This window comes from Azonexus hydrophilus (assembly GCF_001956855.1).
Classification (GTDB): domain Bacteria; phylum Pseudomonadota; class Gammaproteobacteria; order Burkholderiales; family Rhodocyclaceae; genus Azonexus; species Azonexus hydrophilus_A.
On record NZ_MTHD01000004.1, the window covers coordinates 248497 to 266441 of the forward strand.

The 17945-nt window shown below is 61.9% G+C and carries 13 protein-coding genes; 9 read left to right on the plus strand and 4 right to left on the minus strand.

The window, feature by feature from the left end:
• The first annotated feature begins 146 nt into the window (after positions 1-146).
• The 3 genes from ubiB to BJN45_RS12505 all read left to right on the plus strand — a co-directional run bounded on the left by ubiB (position 147) and on the right by BJN45_RS12505 (position 5460).
• Positions 147-1667: a ubiquinone biosynthesis regulatory protein kinase UbiB gene (gene ubiB / locus BJN45_RS12495; RefSeq protein WP_076095711.1), complete on the plus strand. Its 1521-nt coding sequence runs from the start codon at positions 147-149 to the stop codon at positions 1665-1667.
• Positions 1667-4948: a DEAD/DEAH box helicase gene (locus BJN45_RS12500; RefSeq protein ID WP_076095712.1), complete on the plus strand. Its 3282-nt coding sequence runs from the start codon at positions 1667-1669 to the stop codon at positions 4946-4948. Before ubiB ends, BJN45_RS12500 begins: the two co-directional genes overlap by 1 nt.
• A 74-nt stretch (positions 4949-5022) precedes the next feature.
• Complete coding sequence (locus BJN45_RS12505; RefSeq protein ID WP_076095714.1) at positions 5023-5460, plus strand: DUF302 domain-containing protein; 438 nt, start codon at positions 5023-5025, stop codon at positions 5458-5460.
• Position 5461: 1 nt separating this feature from the next.
• Here BJN45_RS12505 and pncC read toward each other — a convergent pair whose 3' ends face one another.
• A complete protein-coding gene (gene pncC / locus BJN45_RS12510) occupies positions 5462-5962 on the minus strand; it encodes a nicotinamide-nucleotide amidase (protein ID WP_205750585.1) in 501 nt (166 codons plus the stop codon).
• A gap of 254 nt (positions 5963-6216) precedes the next feature.
• Between pncC and BJN45_RS12515 the strand changes: the two genes are divergently transcribed.
• The 6 genes from BJN45_RS12515 to BJN45_RS12540 all read left to right on the plus strand — a co-directional run bounded on the left by BJN45_RS12515 (position 6217) and on the right by BJN45_RS12540 (position 14764).
• The gene (locus BJN45_RS12515) at positions 6217-6666 is read left to right on the plus strand and encodes a c-type cytochrome (protein ID WP_076095717.1); all 450 of its coding nucleotides are present in this window, start codon (positions 6217-6219) and stop codon (positions 6664-6666) included.
• Positions 6667-6904: 238 nt separating this feature from the next.
• Positions 6905-8086, plus strand: coding sequence for a PAS domain-containing protein (locus BJN45_RS12520; RefSeq protein WP_076095719.1), 1182 nt, complete (start codon positions 6905-6907; stop codon positions 8084-8086).
• Positions 8083-8910 (plus strand): transporter substrate-binding domain-containing protein, encoded by an 828-nt coding sequence (locus BJN45_RS12525; RefSeq protein WP_076095721.1) that lies wholly within the window; start codon positions 8083-8085, stop codon positions 8908-8910. The genes BJN45_RS12520 and BJN45_RS12525 overlap by 4 nt, the downstream gene beginning before the upstream one ends.
• Positions 8907-11540 carry a PAS domain-containing sensor histidine kinase gene (locus BJN45_RS12530; protein ID WP_170873087.1) on the plus strand — a complete coding sequence of 878 codons (2634 nt, stop codon included), beginning with the start codon at positions 8907-8909 and terminating at the stop codon, positions 11538-11540. The genes BJN45_RS12525 and BJN45_RS12530 overlap by 4 nt, the downstream gene beginning before the upstream one ends.
• 1 nt (position 11541) lies before the next feature.
• Complete coding sequence (locus BJN45_RS12535; protein WP_076095726.1) at positions 11542-11982, plus strand: response regulator; 441 nt, start codon at positions 11542-11544, stop codon at positions 11980-11982.
• A 7-nt stretch (positions 11983-11989) separates the two neighbouring features.
• Positions 11990-14764, plus strand: a complete 2775-nt coding sequence (locus tag BJN45_RS12540; protein ID WP_076095728.1) for a response regulator — start codon at positions 11990-11992, stop codon at positions 14762-14764.
• A gap of 6 nt (positions 14765-14770) precedes the next feature.
• Here BJN45_RS12540 and BJN45_RS12545 read toward each other — a convergent pair whose 3' ends face one another.
• The 3 genes from BJN45_RS12545 to BJN45_RS12555 form a co-directional block, all read right to left on the minus strand.
• The gene (locus BJN45_RS12545; RefSeq protein ID WP_076095731.1) at positions 14771-16759 is read right to left on the minus strand and encodes a UvrD-helicase domain-containing protein; all 1989 of its coding nucleotides are present in this window, start codon (positions 16757-16759) and stop codon (positions 14771-14773) included.
• A 94-nt stretch (positions 16760-16853) separates the two neighbouring features.
• Positions 16854-17174, minus strand: coding sequence for a hypothetical protein (locus BJN45_RS12550; RefSeq protein WP_076095733.1), 321 nt, complete (start codon positions 17172-17174; stop codon positions 16854-16856).
• 60 nt (positions 17175-17234) lie between these two features.
• Complete coding sequence (locus tag BJN45_RS12555; protein ID WP_076095735.1) at positions 17235-17933, minus strand: DUF4197 domain-containing protein; 699 nt, start codon at positions 17931-17933, stop codon at positions 17235-17237.
• Positions 17934-17945: the final 12 nt, after the last annotated feature.

The window sequence follows — 17945 nt, forward strand, 5'->3', positions numbered from 1 at the left end:
TGCGGCACCCGCACCGATGAGGAAAGTTTATCTGAAGAGACGACAAAGCCGTGAAGTAATTGCCATACTGTGTCGCCACGGGAAGCGCAATACCTGCGAGCGTGTTAACATGCTCGTTTGACCGAATTCCGGCCCGGACCCCATCAATGCGCCTTTTCCGCCTGCTCAAGATCGCCACCGTTGCCAGCCGTTTCGGGCTGGACGAGATGGTGTTCGAACACGAGCCGTCCGGTCGCCTGGCACGCCTGGCCAACGCCCTGCAATTCTGGCGCAACCTGTCGGCACCACGTGCCGAACGTCTGCGCCTGGCCCTGGAAGCCCTTGGCCCGATCTTCGTCAAGTTCGGCCAGGTACTGTCCACCCGGCGCGACCTGATGCCGACCGACATCGCCGACGAGCTGGCAAAACTGCAGGATCGCGTACCGCCCTTCGATTCCGCACTCGCCCTGCAGGAGATCGAAAAGGCCTACGGCCGACCAGCGAGCGAGGTTTTTGCCGAATTCAACCCGGTGCCGGTCGCCTCGGCCTCAATCGCCCAGGTGCACTTTGCCCGGCTGCACGAACGGGACGGCGGCCATGAGGTCGCCGTGAAGATACTGCGCCCGAACATGCTGTCGGTCATTGAGCACGATCTGGCCCTGATGGACAGCGGCGCCATGCTGCTGGAAAAGCTGTGGTCCGACGGCAAGCGCCTGAAGCCGCGGGAAGTGGTAGCCGAATTCGGCAAATACCTGCGCGACGAACTCGACCTGATGCGCGAAGCCGCCAATGCATCGCAACTGCGCCGCAATTTCACCGACTCGAAGCTGCTGATCGTGCCGGAAATCCACTGGGATTTCTGCACTTCAACGGTGATGGTCATGGAACGCATGCATGGCACGCCCATTTCACAGACGGACAAGCTGCGAGCCGATGGCATCGACCTGTCGAAACTGTCCGAGGCCGGTGTCGAGATTTTCTTCACCCAGGTATTCCGTGATGGTTTCTTCCATGCCGACATGCACCCCGGCAACATCTTCGTGCATGCCGACGGGCGCTACATCGCACTGGATTTCGGCATCGTCGGCACGTTGACCGATAGCGACAAGAATTACCTGGCGCAGAATTTCCTCGCCTTCTTCCGCCGCGACTACAAGCGCGTCGCCGAAGCGCACATCGAATCGGGCTGGGCCCCCAAGGAAACCCGTGTCGACGAATTCGAGGCTGCCATCCGCGCCGTCTGCGAACCGATCTTCGACCGCCCGCTGAAAGATATTTCCTTCGGCAAGATCCTGCTGCGCCTGTTCCAGACCTCGCGCCGTTTCAATGTCGAGATCCAGCCGCAACTGGTGATGCTGCAGAAAACCCTGCTCAACATCGAAGGCCTAGGCCGCCAGCTCGACCCCGAACTCGACCTGTGGAAAACCGCCAAGCCCTTCCTCGAACGCTGGATGAGCGAACAGGTCGGCTGGCGCGGCCTGGTCCGCACCTTCAAGCAGGAGGCGCCGTATCTGGCGCGCAGCATTCCGCAGTTGCCGCGTCTCGTGCACCAGGTCCTGGCCAGCCCGCCCAAGGCTGATCTGCAACCGCAGCTTGAACAACTGATTGCCACGCAGCGGCGGCAGAATCTGTGGCTTGCCGTGATCGCCATCCTGCTTGCCATCCTGTTCGCCCGCCCGTACTTCTGATGCAGACACCCGCCGAGCTGGCTTACAGCTATACCGAGGACGACATCGCCGACTGGCTGGGTGAGGCCGAAATCGGCAAGGGACGCCCCTATGTCGATCTGGTTCGCGATTTCACCGTCGAAGACGGCGAAATGCGCGCCGTCGTGCCCGGTTCGGCCCGCCAGCCCTATCGCGTCGAAGCCCTGATTGCCCCGACAGACAAGGGCAGCAAGCTGATCGCCCGGTGCACCTGCCCGGTCGGCAAGCATTGCAAGCATATCGCTGCCGTCCTGCTGAAGGCCCTTGAGGAACGCAACCCCAAGGAGCGGGTCAGCACCAGCGTCATGTCCTGGGTCGAAGACCTGCGCCGGGCGTCGATCGCCGTCGCCAAGAAAAAGGCCAGACCGGCCAGCGCACGCCAGCAGCTCTACTACATCCTGAAATGGACCGCCGACCGGCGCCGTTTCGGCATCGAACTGCGCAAGGGCAAATACCCGGAAAACGCCGAAGAATGGTGGAAGGTCGACCGCGCCTTGGTGACGCCGCCACAGTTCGTCACCGAGGAAGACCTCGGCATCCTGCGTCTGATCTGGGCCGAGCGCGGCCACGACAGCGGCCTGCGTGCCTACGGACTGGGCCCGAAGCACGGTGCGGAAATTCTTGAACGGATGGCAGCGACGCACCGCCTGTATCCGGAAGCCGATCTTGCGCTGCCCCTGCATACCGGCGACGCCCGCCCGGCCAGCGTCGGCTGGCAGATCGACAGCCAGGGCTTCCAGCGCCCCTACCTGAAACCGGAGCCGGCAACCGAACTGATCATTGCGGTCAACCCGCCCTGGTATGTCGATTTGACTGAAGGCGAGACCGGGCCGTTGACGGTGACCGGCAACCCTACCGTGGTCAACCGCCTGTTTTCGCTTCCCCCACTGTCGGCAAAAGAAGCCGGCCTGGTCGCCGATGCCCTGTCCGAACTGGCCCCCGACCTGCCGTTGCCGGCAGAAGACGCCGGCGCCCGACTGCGGCTGATCGAAACGCCGCTGCAGCCGGTGCTGCAACTCGACACGCTGAACACGCACGGCCAACGCCCCTGGCGGGGCTATCCCTTCAGTTTCGGCGGCGGCCTGTTCGATGTTGCCCACGTCATTTTCCGCTACGGCGACGCCGATCTGCGCCCGGACGAAGAGAGTGAGTTCGTCACGCTGCCGGAAGGAGAAACGGTACGCATCAAGCGCCGCCACGACGACGAAGCGCAGGCGCTGGCAAGTCTTGCTGCCAGCGGCTTGCAGAAGATTCCGGCAAACACGCTCAACACCTTCGGCAGCCCGCCGGAAGGCATTCACGGCCTGGCCAGTGAAAGCGCGTGGTCGGGCTTCATGCAGGAACAACTGCCGCGGCTGAAACTGGCTGGCTGGCAGATCGAGTTCCCGGAGGATTTCCGTCACCACGTCGTCGAAGTCGACGCCTGGGATGCCGAGCTGGTCGAAGCCGACGACGGCTGGTTCAATCTCGACATGGGCATTCTCGTCGAAGGCCAGCGCCTGCCACTGGCACCATTGTTGTCCACGCTGTTCCGCCGCGACCCGCGCTGGCTGGAAGGGATCGAACTGGCACGTATCGCCGACGACGAAAGCATCGAATTGCTGACGCCGGCCGGCAAACGACTGCGCGTACCGGCCGGCCGCATCAAACCGCTGGCCGCCACGCTGATCGACCTGTTCGATGGCTTTAGCGGCGGACCGACGTTGCGCCTGTCGCGCTTCGACGCGCCCCGTCTGGCCGAACTGACCGATACCAGCCGCTGGGAGTTTCGCGGTCAGAATGACGTGCTGGCGATGGCCGAGCGGCTGCAGGCCGCCCAGGGCATCGTCGACATCGAGCCACCGAAGGGCCTGCGCCTTGACCTGCGCCCCTACCAGAAAGAAGGCCTGGCCTGGCTGCAGTTCCTGCGCGAGCAGAAATTGTGCGGCATCCTGGCCGACGACATGGGCCTGGGCAAGACCGCCCAGACGCTTGCCCACCTGCTGCTGGAGAAGGAAGCCGGACGTCTCGACAAGCCGGCCCTAGTCATCCTGCCGACCTCGCTGATCTTCAACTGGAAGAGCGAGGCCGCACGTTTTGCCCCCGACCTGCGCGTACTCTCGCTGCACGGACCGGAACGCAAGAGCCGCTTTGCCGAAATCGTCACCCACGACGTCGTCCTGACCACCTACCCGCTACTCTGGCGCGATGCCGACGAACTGATGCAGCACAGCTATCACCTGCTCATCCTCGACGAAGCGCAAACCGTGAAGAACGCCCAGAGCCGCAGCGCCGAAGCCGTGCGCAAGATCGACACGCGGCACCGGCTGTGCCTCACCGGTACGCCGCTGGAAAATCACCTCGGCGAGTTGTGGAGCCAGTTCGACTTCCTGCTGCCCGGCTTCCTCGGCAGCAGCAAGCAGTTCACCCGGCACTGGCGCACGCCGATCGAGAAAGCCGGCGATTTCGACCGCCGCGACCTGCTCGCCCGGCGCATCCGCCCGTTCATCCTGCGCCGCAAGAAGGAAGACGTTGCCCAGGAACTGCCGCCGAAGACGATCATCGTGCGCAGCGTCGAACTCGAAGGCGCCCAGCGCGACCTCTATGAAACGGTGCGCGCCGCGATGGATGCCAAGGTGCGCGACGAAATCGCCCAGCGCGGCTTCGCCCGCAGCCAGATCGTCATTCTCGACGCACTGCTCAAGCTGCGCCAGGTCTGCTGCGACCCGCGCCTGGTCAAAGCCATGTCGGCGCGCAAGGTGAGCGAGCGCGCGAAACTTGACCTGCTGATGGCGATGCTGCCTGAACTGGTCGACGAAGGCCGCCGGATCCTGCTGTTTTCCCAGTTCACCAGCATGCTGGCGCTGATCGAACAGGAACTGGAAAGCATCGGTTTGCCTTATGCAAAACTCACCGGCGACACCATCGACCGCGAAACGCCGATCCGTCGCTTCCAGGACGGCGAAGTGCCGATCTTCCTGATCAGCCTGAAAGCCGGCGGCGTCGGTCTCAACCTGACCGCCGCCGATACCGTCATCCACTACGATCCGTGGTGGAATCCGGCGGTGGAAAACCAGGCCACCGACCGCGCCCACCGCTTGGGCCAGGACAAGCCGGTTTTCGTGTACAAACTGATCGTCAGCGGCAGCATTGAAGAAAAGATCCTTGCCCTGCAGGAACGCAAGGCGGAACTCGCCGCCGGCATTCTTTCGGAGGATCATGAGGTCGATGTGAAATTCGGCGACGACGATCTGGCCGCACTGTTTGAACCACTGCCCGGCTGAGCCCGTTTTCCGGTTTTCACCCGGGTCGACCGCAACATTTGCAATGCAGCATTCAATTCACCGGAAAGAACCCCATGCGCCGCATTTCTCTGTTCTTCTTCCTGCTCGCCACACTGGGTAGCGCGATCGCCGATGACTGGCGCGTCCGCCAGGCCTCGCCGGACAATTTCGCCGACACCCGCGACGCCGTCGTCATGGCCATCGAAAACAAGGGGCTGGTCATCAACTACACCGGCCGCATCGGCGAGATGCTCGACCGCACCGCCGCCGACCTCGGTGCCGCCCGACGCCTCTACGAAAACGCCGAAGTGATTGAATTCTGCTCAGCCAGCCTGTCACGGCAGATGATGGAAACCGACCCCCACGACATCGTGAATTGCCCCTTCACCATCGCGGTATACACCCTGGCGGAAACCGGCAAGACCTGGGTTGCCTACCGGAAGCCGCCGGGCAAAAGCGGTCTCGCGCTGGAAAAACTGCTGCGGGACATTGTCACGGAAGCAATCCGCTAGTTCACGCCAGCAAGGGCTGATTTTCCAGTCGTTCGAGCAAGCCCCGCAGCACATGGCGTACCGATTGCTCGCGCACAGATGCACGATCGCCATCAAAACGACAGGTTTGCGCCTCGCAACCTGCATCGCGGCCCGCCCAGGCGAAACACACGGTGCCCACCGGTTTTTCAATGGAACCACCCGATGGACCAGCGATGCCGGTAACCGCCAGCGCCCAGTCACCCCGTCCATGGGCGAGCGCCCCCTGGGCCATCGCCCGGGCAACTGCCTCCGAAACCGCTCCATGGCGGTCGATGGTGGTTTGTGGCACTCCCAGCATATCCACCTTGGCGGCGTTCGAGTAGGTCACGAAGCCACGGTCGAACCAGGCTGAGCTTCCGGCAACGGCAGTCACTGATTGCGCCACCCAGCCCCCGGTGCAGGATTCTGCGGCCACCAGCCATTCGCCGCGGGCCAGAAGCCGTTCCCCGATGCGGGCGGCAAGCTGTTCAAGATCGTTCATGGCATCCATCTTAGCAGGGCTTTTGCGCAGCGGACTGCGGTGAGGCCACTACATTTGGTTACAGAACGGGCACGAAAGAGCGACAGACCAAAAGCATCCCCCGGCATACACTGCAATGGCATTGAACCCCTCCTCTCGAATTCCCCCATTCGAGAATTTTCCCCCCCGCCGCTGGCGGGGTTTTTTTTGCGCGAAATCATGAGCTAACCGCTATAATTAGGGACTTTGTCCACTTCGCACATGGGGTCTTCAGCATGGCCGAGCAACACTCCTCCAAAAGCATCATGTGGGCGACGATCATCGTCGCCATCGTCCTGATTGCCATCATTTTCCCGCTGACCAACAAGTCGTTCGACTCCGCCGCAAACAGCGGTGCCGGCGCTGACGAAGCAGAACTGCGCATCCAGCCGGTTGCCCGCTTCGCACTGGCCAAGGCAGAAGCCCCGGCCGAAGGTGGCGCTCCGAAAGACGGTCCGACGGTCTACAACAGCGTTTGCGGCGCCTGCCACAACACTGGCGCAGCCGGCGCCCCGAAGCTTGATGACAAGGCCGCCTGGACACCGCGTGTTGCCACCGGCACTGCCGCACTCTACACCTCGGTGCTCAATGGCAAGGGTGCCATGCCGCCGAAGGGCGGCGCTGCAGCCCTGTCGGATGACGAGATCAAGGGCGCAGTTGACTACATCCTGGGCAAGGTCAAGTAAGCCCGAGGACAGTTTCGAAAAAGGAGGCCGCGGCCTCCTTTTTTCATGCCTGCCTGCTGCCAGCCCCGCTCTGTCTCTATTCATCCGTAATAGGTAGATTCCCCCCTGGCATGTCTTCTTGTGGTTAAATCAAGGCACATGGCAGCTCTTGACCCCCTGAAAATACGACCGGACCCCAGCTTTCCGGTCTAGCAGAGCTTTCGGACAACTGCTGCCGCCAGCCACTCCGGAGCAGCGCATGACTATCGCCTCGACAAGCAAACTGGCCGCTCTCCGGATCGCGACGATCTACGCGCTGCTTGCCGGTAGCTGGATACTGTTCTCCGACAGCCTCATCGAAGCCCTGTTCACCGAACCTGCGCAACTGGTTCGGGCGAGCATCATCAAGGGCTGGCTGTTTGTCGCAGTCACCTCGGCGCTCGTCTTCGTACTGGTCCATCGCCTTGGGCAGCAATTACTGACAGGGCAAAGGAAACAGGGGGAACTGCGCTCGGAACGACGGCGTGCGACACAATTGCTGGAGAGCATCGCCGACAGTTCGGAAGACGCCATCTTCGCCAAGGATCTGGCAGGGCGCTACATCCTCTTCAATCGTGCGGCCGGTGCCTTTGTCGGCAAGCAGCCCGATGACGTCCTGGGCAAGACCGATGCGGCCATCTTCCCGCCTGAACAAGCGGCCATGCTGGCGAAGATCGGCGAAGAAATCGTCCGCGACGGACAAGCAACGACGCATGAAGAACGGCTCGCCACGGCGCAGGGCGAACGAGTATTCCTGGCCACCAAAGCGCCCCTGCGCGATGCTTCAGGCGCCATCATCGGTCATTTCGGGATCGCCAGGGATGTCACCGAATACAACCGTGCGCTGGCCGATGTCCGGCAATTGACCGACGACCTGCACGCAACGCTCCATGCCATACCCGACCTGCTGTTCGAACTTGACGCCAATGGCCGCTACATCAAGCTAGAAGCAACCGCCGAGCAATTGCTGGCAGCGCCGGTCAAGGAAATGCTCGGGCATACCGTTTCCGAGGTTCTGCCGGCCGAGGCAGCGACAACGGTGATGGCCGCCATTGCCAGCGCCCGGACGCATGGCAGCGACTACGGCCGCACCATCAGCCTGCCGTTGCCAGGTGGCCTTCATCACTTCGAACTCTCCGTGGCCTGCAAGCAGAAGGCTAGCGACGGTACCGGACACTTCATCGTTCTGTCACGCGACATCACCGCCAGACGCGAGGCTGAACTCGAACTGCGACGGAATATCGATGAGCTCGAGCGTTTCAACAGCGCCGCTGTCGGCCGGGAGTTGCAGATGATCGACTTGAAGAAACAGATCAACGAACTGCACCGGGAGACCGGCCGCCCGCCAGCCTTTGACCTTGGATTCACCGAGGTCAGCAGCCACGAACGGCACGCCGGATGAAGCCATATCGCAACCCGGCCAGCCTGGGCATTCTCATCCTGATCGTGGCAGCGCTTGTCTGGCTCTACAGCGGCACCGACAACTCGTTGCAGCGGCTGCAAGCCGGCGCTCCCCTGCGGATCGGCTATGCCGTTGAACCACCGTACGCCGTCATCGAGGCCGACGGCAGACTGACGGGGGAAGCACCGGAAATTGCCCGGCGTATTGCCGCCGCTCTTGGCATCAAACAGCTGGAATGGCGACAACTGGAATTCGGCGAGCTGATTCCTGAGCTGGAAAATGGCAGCATTGACGTCATCGCCGCCGGCATGTTCATCACCCCTAATCGCGCCAAACGGGTCGCCTTCTCCGATCCGACATGGCATGTGCGTCCCGGACTGCTGGTCAGCCGGGACAATCCCAAGGGGATCCTCTCCTATCGCCAGGCATCGTCCCGGCCCGAATTGCGTATCGCGGTACTGGCCGGCTCGATTGAGGAACAGTTGATACAGGAATTCAGCAGCGGCAAATCGCAGCCTTTGCGCGTTCCGGATGCACTGACCGGGCGGGTCGCGGTTGAAGCCGGGCTGGCCGATGCGTTGATGTTGTCCGAACCGTCGGTACGCTGGCTTTCCCGGCAAAACCAGCTGGGCAGTACCGACGCGGTATTTCCGGAAAGCACGCCGGGTGACGACATGACTTACGGCCGCACGGCGTTTGCCTTCCGCCTGAGCGAGCGGGCCTTGCGCCAGGGATGGAACAAGGCCCTGCATGCCTACCTGGGCAGCAAGGACCATCGCGAACTGCTGGTACGACTTGGGCTGAGCAGCGAGGTCAAGCCGTGAACACTACCGTACATCCTGCTCCCGACGCACCGAAGCACGGTTTCCGGCGCTGGTTTGCCTTGTCGGTGATTCTCGGCCTCAGTGTCATCGCCCTCCTGAGCTGGCTGCACTTTGAACAGCGCCGCTCGCTGCAGCAGGCATCCCGCCAGCTTGGCGAGTTACGCCAGGCCCAGGTTCACCTGGCAAAAGGTTTCCTGCAGTTCAGTCTGGGCGGTGATCCGCAGACCCCCTTCAACCGGGCCGAGGGCATTGTCCTGCTCCGGCAGTCTGTGCTTTCCTTCGAACGCTCGCTGTCCAGACTCGAATCCCTGAGCGCGGAAGAAACCGAAACATTCCGCCAGACGGCTGAATCCTTCCTGAAACAGCTCGAAAACTGGCGAAACGCACCAGCGGGGGACTTGGCAACGCCCGTCCGCTTGCGCATCGCGTTCAGTGCGCTCGAGCGCAAGGCCGGAAAACTGGATGCCCTGGCCCAGGCGGAAATCAACAAGCTGCGCGCCGATAACGACCGGCACTATTTGCTCAGCCTTGCCGGATCATTGCTGGCCTTGAGCCTGATCACCGGCATCGTCCTCAACGCGGTCCGCAAGGAACGGCTGGCAAGCAGGCAGGGCGCCACTTTCAGGGAAGCTCACCGCAGCAGCGAAACCCGTTTCCGGCGACTGTTTGACGACACCCCGGTAGCCATGGTCCTGACTGACCAGAACGGCCGACTCATCGCCCAGAACAAGTGCCACGAACGACTGTTCGGCTTTACCCTGAACGACACGCCCAGCCTTGATGACTGGTGGCTTCAGGCTTATCCCGATCCGGCATACCACACCGCAGTGACAGCACGCTGGCAGGCTGCCGTCGACCTGGCCCGGCAGCGCAATGGCGACATCGAGGCCGGCGAGTACCGCGTCACCTGCAAGGATGGTAGCGAGCGAATGGTCCAGATATTCGGCATCCTGCTGGCCGACGGCATGCTCTCCACCTTCCTTGACGTCACCGACAACCGCCTGGCGGAAAACCGTCTGCGCCTGTGGGCCGAGGCTTTCGAGCAGGCCCAGTTGGGACTGGCCATCTCGGATGCCAGGAGCAACGCCTTTATTGCGGTCAACCCGGCTTTTGCCCGGGAAAGGGGCTATACCCCCGAAGAACTGACTGGCAAACCGATTGGCACTGTTTTCCCCGAAGACCGCCAGCCGGAGATCCGTCAATACCTGGCATCCATCGACCACAGCACCCATGGCGTTCTGGAAACCGAACACCGCCGCCGGGATGGCAGCCGCTTCCCGGTGTTGCTCGACATCACCGTGCTCAAGGATGCTGACGGGCAGGCGATCAACCGGGTCGCCTACGCCCTTGACATCACCGAGCGCAAACGCGCCGAACAGGCGCTGGCAGCAGCGCAGAGCGCCGCGCTGACGCAGCAGAAGCAGGCGCGCATTGCGACCCTGAATCAGATGCAGGACGCCAATGCTGCCCGGGAGCGTGCCGAAAAAGCCCTCGCCGCACTCCACGAGAGCCGCGAGCGGCTGGCGCTGTTCATCGAACACGCACCGGCAGCGCTGGCAATGTTCGACCGGGAAATGCGCTACATCGCGGTCAGCCGGCGCTGGCTGGCCGATTATGCCCTGACCGGACACGACATCATCGGCGAAAGCCATTACGCCATCCTGCCCGAGATCACGGAAGAGTGGAAAGCGGTTCACCGCCGCGGCCTCGCCGGCAAAGTCGTGCGCGCCGATGCCGAGCGCTTCCGGCGGGCCGACGGCAGCGTCCAGTGGATACGCTGGGAAGTTCATCCGTGGCACGAGGCCGATGGCCCGGTCGGCGGCATCGTCATATTTTCCGAAGACATCAGCCGGCAGAAACAGGCCGAGGAGGATATCCGCCAACTCAACGCCGATCTTGAGCGCCGGGTACTCGAACGGACCTCGGAGCTGAGCGCCGCCAACGCCGAGCTGGAAAGTTTCGCCTACGCCGTGTCCCACGACCTGCGCGCGCCCTTGCGTGCCATGAGCGGTTTCTCGCAAGCCATGGTCGAGGACTACGGCAATGAACTGAGCGACGAAGCGCGCGGCTATCTGGATCAGATCGTCATCGCCAGCCGGCGGATGGGCGACCTGATCGACGGCATCCTGACCCTGTCGCGCAGCACCCGCGGCGAATTGCTGCGCAATCCGGTGGACATCTCCAGCATGGCGACGCGCAAGCTGCAAACGCTGGCTGGCGAAACACCGGAACGCCAGGGGCAATGGCAGGTCGAACCTGGACTGGATGTGGCCGGGGATGAGCGAATGATCGAGGTGGTCATCGACAATTTGCTCGACAATGCCTGGAAATACAGCAGCCGGGTCGCCTCGCCAGTCATCCGGGTCTATTCGGAAACCAGGGAAGGAAAGCGCTGGATATGCGTTTCCGACAACGGTGCCGGATTCGACATGGCCCATGCCGAACGTCTGTTCAAACCCTTCCAGCGCCTGCACCGGCAGGACGAATTCCCCGGCATAGGCATTGGCCTGGCCACCGTACAACGCATCATCCATCGCCACGGCGGTGACATCGAATCCCGCGGTCAACCTGGCCAGGGAGCCACTTTCCGTTTCACGCTGCCGGCAAGCCTCCAGAACACAGGAAACTGACATGCACACCAAAAGCATACTTCTCGTCGAAGACAACCCGCAGGACGAAATGCTGACCCTGCGGGCACTGCGGCGTGCCAACGTGGCCAACCGCATCGACGTCGCCCGCGACGGACAACAGGCGCTCGATTATCTGTTTCGTGAAGGCGAATACGCCGATCGCGAAGGTCCCGACTTACCCACCGTAGTCGTCCTCGACATCGGCCTGCCCCGGCTGTCCGGTCTGGAAGTGCTGGAACGCCTGCGTAACGATGAAAGAACGACCTTGCTGCCGGTTGTCATCCTGACCTCCTCCGACGAAGAACAGGACCGTCTCAGGAGCTACGCCTTCCGCTGCAACAGTTTCGTGCGCAAGCCCGTGGACTTTGCCGAATTCGCCGAAACTGTAGCCCGCCTGGGTGTCTACTGGCTGGCGACCAACGAAACGCCATCGGCAAAGTGATGTACAGATGAATCGTCCGTTGAACATTCTGGTCATCGAGGATGACGAAGCTGACTTCCTGTTGCTCGCCCGCTTCCTGCGCCAGCAAGACATGCCGGTGGCGTCGATGCATCGGATCGACAGCGATGCCGGGCTCGCCAAAGCCCTAGACAGCAACTGGGATCTCGTTCTCTCCGATTACAACGTCCCGGGCATGGCCTTCCATCTTTCCTTGCAATACGTTCAATCGCGCTGTCCTGACCTGCCTGTCATCCTGGTTTCCGGCAGCATCGGCGAGGAAGCCGCCATCGAACTCCTGCGCCTCGGCCTCTCCGATTTCCTGCTGAAAGATCACCTGGCCCGCCTGCCCACCGCCATCCGGCGCGCGGTCGACGAAGCTGCCGAACGGGCCGCCCGTCGCGCTGCAGAACAAAAACTCAGGGAGCGCGAGGCCAGCTATCGCGACATGTTCGCCGCCAATCCGCATCCGATGTGGGTCGCTGATCTCGAAACGCAGCGATTCCTCAACGTCAATGATGCTGCACTGAAGCGCTACGGCTACTCCCGCGACGAATTCATGGCCCTGACGATCCGCGACATCCAGCCGCCGGAAGCCCCCGCCCGGCACGAGGGCGTGCCTGCGCATCCACGCCTGCAACGCCACCGCTGCCGTGACGGCAGTGAACTGCTGGTGGAAACCATCGCCCACGAGATCGACTTTGACGGGCGACGGGCTCGCGTCGTTCTGGCCAATGATGTCACCGCCCGCATTGCCGCCGAGGAGCAGTTGTACAAGCTGTCGCTGGTGGTCGAACAAAGTCCGGAAAGCATCGTCATCACCGATACCGACGGTCTCATCCAGTATGTCAACGAGGCTTTCTGCCGGGTCAGCGGATACAACGCCAGCGAGCTTCTGGGGCAGAGCACGAAACTGCTGCAATCGGGCAATACCCCGGAGGAAACCTACACCGAATTATGGGCGACGCTGGGCGAGCATCGCAGCTGGAAAGGTGAATTCCTGAACCGCCGGAAGAACGGCGAGGAATACGTCGAATTCGCCATCATCACCCCGATCCGCAGGCCGGACGGCACAACCACCCATTATGTCGCGATCAAGGAGGACATCAGCGAGAAGAAGCGAATTGCCCAGGAACTGGACGCCCATCGCTTCCGCCTCCAGGAACTCGTCGTGCAGCGCACCGCTGAACTGGAAGAAGCCCGGCGGCAGGCAGAGGCAGCCAACCAGGCCAAGACCTCCTTCCTGGCCAACATGAGCCACGAGATTCGCACACCGATGAATGCGATCCGCGGCCTGACCCACCTGCTCGGACGGTCTACACTGGACGACACCCAACGCGAGCGCCTGCAGAAAATCGATGCCTCGGCGCTGCATCTGCTGTCGATCATCAACGACATCCTCGACCTGTCGAAAATCGAGGCCGGACGCATGGAACTGGAAGAAACGGATTTCGCACTGGACGACATTCTCGACAATGTCCGGATGATGATTGCCGAAGAGGCCACCCGCAAGGGAATTGCGCTGCACCTCGAGTCGACCGCAACACCGTGCTTCCTGCGCGGCGACCCGACGCGGCTGCGCCAGGGCTTGCTGAACTTCGCCGGCAATGCGGTCAAATTCACCGAGCAGGGAAAAATCACCCTGCGCGCCCGCCTCCTTGATCAGGAGGACGACAAGCTGTTGCTGCGCTTTGAAGTCGAGGACACCGGGATAGGCATCCCGCAGGAACAACTGGACAAACTCTTCCAGCCCTTCGCCCAGGTGGATGCGTCAACCACGCGCAAGTACGGTGGCAGTGGCCTTGGCCTGGCCATCACCCGGCATCTGGCCAGCCTGATGCAGGGTGATGCAGGCGCCCACAGCCACCCAGGCCAGGGAAGCACATTCTGGTTTTCGGCCATCCTCCGGCAGGGGGTCGAAACAGGCCGCGCCCCCGGCAGCCATCGCCCGGCCGGCGCCATTGCCCGACTCACGAGGGATTGCCGGGGTGCCAGCATCCTGCTCGCGGAAGACAACGAGATCAATCGCGAAGTCGCCATCGAGTTGTTACGCGAGGCCGGTCTCGCCGTCGATATTGCGGTCGACGGTGAAGAAGCGGTAAAAATGGCCGGCGAAAACAGCTATGAACTCATCCTGATGGACATGCAGATGCCGAAACTCGACGGCATCGACGCCACCCGCGCCATTCGCAACCTGCCCGGCTACGGCGAAACGCCCATACTGGCGATGACTGCCAATGCCTTCGAAGAGGACAGGCAGCGCTGCCTGCAAGCCGGCATGAATGACTTCCTCGCCAAACCGGTCGATCCGGAAAACCTGTACGCGCATCTGCTGCAATGGCTGCCACGCCGCCCGACGGCAATCCTGCACGCCAGTCCGGCAACGGCGGACACTGCAATTGACGATCCGGCGCACGATCTGACAGAAATCGACGGCCTCGACGTCAGCAGCGGCATGAAGGTGGCGTGCGGACGCCCGGGATTTTACCGACGGCTGTTGCGACTCTTCCTCGCCCGCCACAATCAGGACGTGCAGAGCCTGCTTGAACAGGCTGCCAATCCCGACCCTGCCGCAATCGAACTGCTGGCCCATACGCTGAAAGGGGCGGCAGGCAATATCGGCGCAAAGGAAGTCAGTCAGCTCGCCGCATCGCTCTTCCAGGATTGCCGGACCGGCAACAACGATCTGGGCGCAGCCTCCCGCCTCCTCGCCAACACCCTAGCGAAACTGCTCGCGACACTGCAGGCCGTACTGGGTGACGCCGCCGACGAAACAGAGAACTGAGACCGATCAGCGCTTCTGCGCCAGCATCGCCTTCATGGCGTCGAGCCTGGCGCTGCCGGTCGCCTTGTCGGGCGGAGCATCCTGCTTGCCGCCGGTGAAGCGGACGTCTTCCCTGCCCATTTCGTCGATGAAACGCGATGGCTCGCAGGGCACGAATTCGCGGGCCTGCTTGCGCCGTTCGCAATAGGAAATATTCAAGGTGTGCTGGGCCCGGGTGATGCCGACGTACATCAGGCGGCGCTCTTCCTCGATCTTGGCCGGATCGACGGATTCCCGGTGCGGCAGGATGCCTTCCTCGACGCCGACCAGGAAGACATGCCGGTACTCCAGCCCCTTGGCCGCGTGCAGGGTCGACAGTTGCACGGCGTCGTATTCGTCGTCGTTCTGCTTGTCGAGCATGTTGATCAGGGCGATGCTCTGGGTCAGGTCAACCAGCGTTTTACCATCCAGCTCGCCCTTCTTGTTGAGCCAGTTGGCGAATTCGCAGACATTGGTCCAGCGCGTCTGCGCCGTGCGTTCCTCTTCGTGGTCGTAGAGGAAGGTTTCGTAATCGATCGCCTTGAGCAGATCGGGCAGGACCTGGTGCGCCGGTTCCCTGCTGGCCCGCGACTGGATGCGGTTGATGAAATTGCAGAACTCGAGCAGGGGTTCAAGTTGACGGGGCTGGATGCGCTGTGCGAAGCCCTCTTCGAATGCTGCCTGAAACAGCGAGATGTGGCGCTCGCCGGCGTAGATGCCGAGCACCTGCAGCGTCGCCGCACCGATGCCGCGCTTGGGCGTGGTGGCAGCGCGGATGAAGGCCGGATCGTCGTCTTCGTTGGCGAGCAGGCGCAGGTAGGCGGTGATGTCCTTGATCTCGGCCTTGTCGAAGAAGGATTTGCCACCTGAGAGCAGGTAGGGAATGCGATGGTCGCGCAGGTATTCCTCGAAAATCCGCGCCTGGTGGTTGGAGCGGTAGAGGATGGCGTAATCCTTGAACTTGGCGCGATGCTCGAACTTGTGCGCCTGCAGTTTCATGACCACGCCTTCGGCCTCGGCATCGTTGTCACGGCAGGCATTGACGGAAATCTGCTCGCCGTGGCCGAGATCGGACCACAGCTTCTTGTCGAACAGCTTTTCGTTGTGCGAGATGACGTTGTTGGCGGCCTTGAGGATTCTTACGGTCGACCGGTAATTCTGCTCAAGTTTGATGACCTTGAGAGCGGGAAACTCGGTCGGCAGTTTCTTCAGATTCTCGATGTCGGCGCCACGCCAGCCATAGATCGCCTGATCATCGTCACCCACCGCCGTAAACTGGGCGCGGACGCCGGTCAGCAGCTTGAGCAACTGGTACTGGCAAGCGTTGGTGTCCTGGTATTCGTCGACCAGCAGGTAACGCAGACGGTTTTGCCACTTGTCGGCGATTTCCGGATGCTCGGTGAACAGTTTCACCGGCAGGCCGATCAGGTCGTCGAAATCGACCGCCTGATAGGCCTTGAGTGTCGCTTCGTAGGACAGGTAGGCGTGGGCGGCGAGCTTTTGGTGCTCATCGAACGCCAGATGCCGGGCTGCTTCTGGCGTGATCAGCCCGTTCTTCCAGTTGGAAATGGTGGACTGGACGATGCGCAGCGTCGCCTTGTCGACGGTACCGGCCGTTTCGCTGATGATGCCGGCGCAATCGGCCGAATCGAAAATCGAGAAGCGCGGCTTGTAACCGAGCGCCTTGGCTTCTTCACGCAGGATGCGCACGCCGAGCGAGTGAAAAGTCGAAATCTGCAAGTCGTCGGCTTGCGGCTTCGACAGCAGCTTGCCGATACGCTCCTGCATTTCCTTCGCCGCCTTGTTGGTGAAGGTGATGGCGGCGATATTGCGCGGCTGGAAGCCACAGTCCTGAACCAGATAGGCGATCTTCTGCGTGATCACCCGTGTCTTGCCCGAGCCGGCGCCGGCCAGGACGAGCAGGGGACCGTCGAGATAATGGATCGCTTCGCGCTGCTGGGGATTGAGACCGGACATGTATCCAGGGTTTTTCGGGAGGATGATTCGGGACAGGCGCGCATTCTAACGCATGCGCAAGATGTGCCCCGGAACCCGGCGGCTTTGGCCGGCGTCAGGCGAGTTCGTCGATTTTCCCCGGGCGCTTTGCCCGGGTATTGAAGCTGAACAGGCGCAAAGCCTGGGGCCCGACCATTCCGGACAGTGTTGCCGCCAGCCGCTGCGCATCCTGGCGCCGCCTTTCGACCCCCTGATAGGGGCCGACAGCACGTGGATCGACCTCGAACATTTCCTGCTGCAGTGAGCGTTCACGATCATTGTTGGCGCCTTCCATCGGCTCCACCCGGCGCACCGCCTGCGACTGGGCCAGCAGCGCCCGTTCCGCCGCTTCGGGCGAATGGTGCTGCGTGGTCGAAATCAGGCGGGACATTTTCATGATCAGGCTCCTGACCTGATCAACGGCATCCCTTCATGAAACTTGAATACTAATTTGCAATCACAGCGCGCCGAATATCTTTTTCAGCAAGGCGCTGCCGGCAGCCACCGGATTGCTGCGCAGCCGCTTTTCCTCTTCCGCAATCATCAGGAACAGCCCGTCCATCGCCTTTTGCGTGACATAGCTGTCGATGTCGGCATCCTTCTTGTCAATCAAGCCAACACTGGCCGCCTTGCCGGCAAACTTGTTGTACTGCTCGGCCAGTTGCAGCTTGCTGGTGGCTGTCTTGACGATGGGCAGGAATTTCGCCGTCAGCTTTTCAGTCGATGACTGCTGGAAATATTGCGTGACACTGTCGTCACCACCAGTCAGGATGGCTTTCGCATCCTGCAACGTCATTCGGCGAATGGCATCGGAAAGGATGGGCATGGCTTCGGCAACGGCGTTTTCCGCAGCGTGATTCATGGTTTCCACCAGTTGATCGGCCTGTTTGCCCATACCGAACATGCGCAATCCGGATTCAGCCTTCTGCAGGTAACCGGGCAGCGGAATCTTCACCTTGCTGTTGCCCAGGAAGCCGTTGCTCTGGCCCAGCGAGGACACCGCAAATTCAGCCCCCTTGGCCAGCGCCTCGCGCACCCCGGCACCGGCATCGGCGTTGGAAATGCCGTCGAGCGGCGCCGCCTGCGCGGTTATTGCGGTCAACCCGATGAAAAGGGCAAAAACCGGGGAGAAACAACGGGCAAGGAACGAGTTCATGGCAGACTCCAG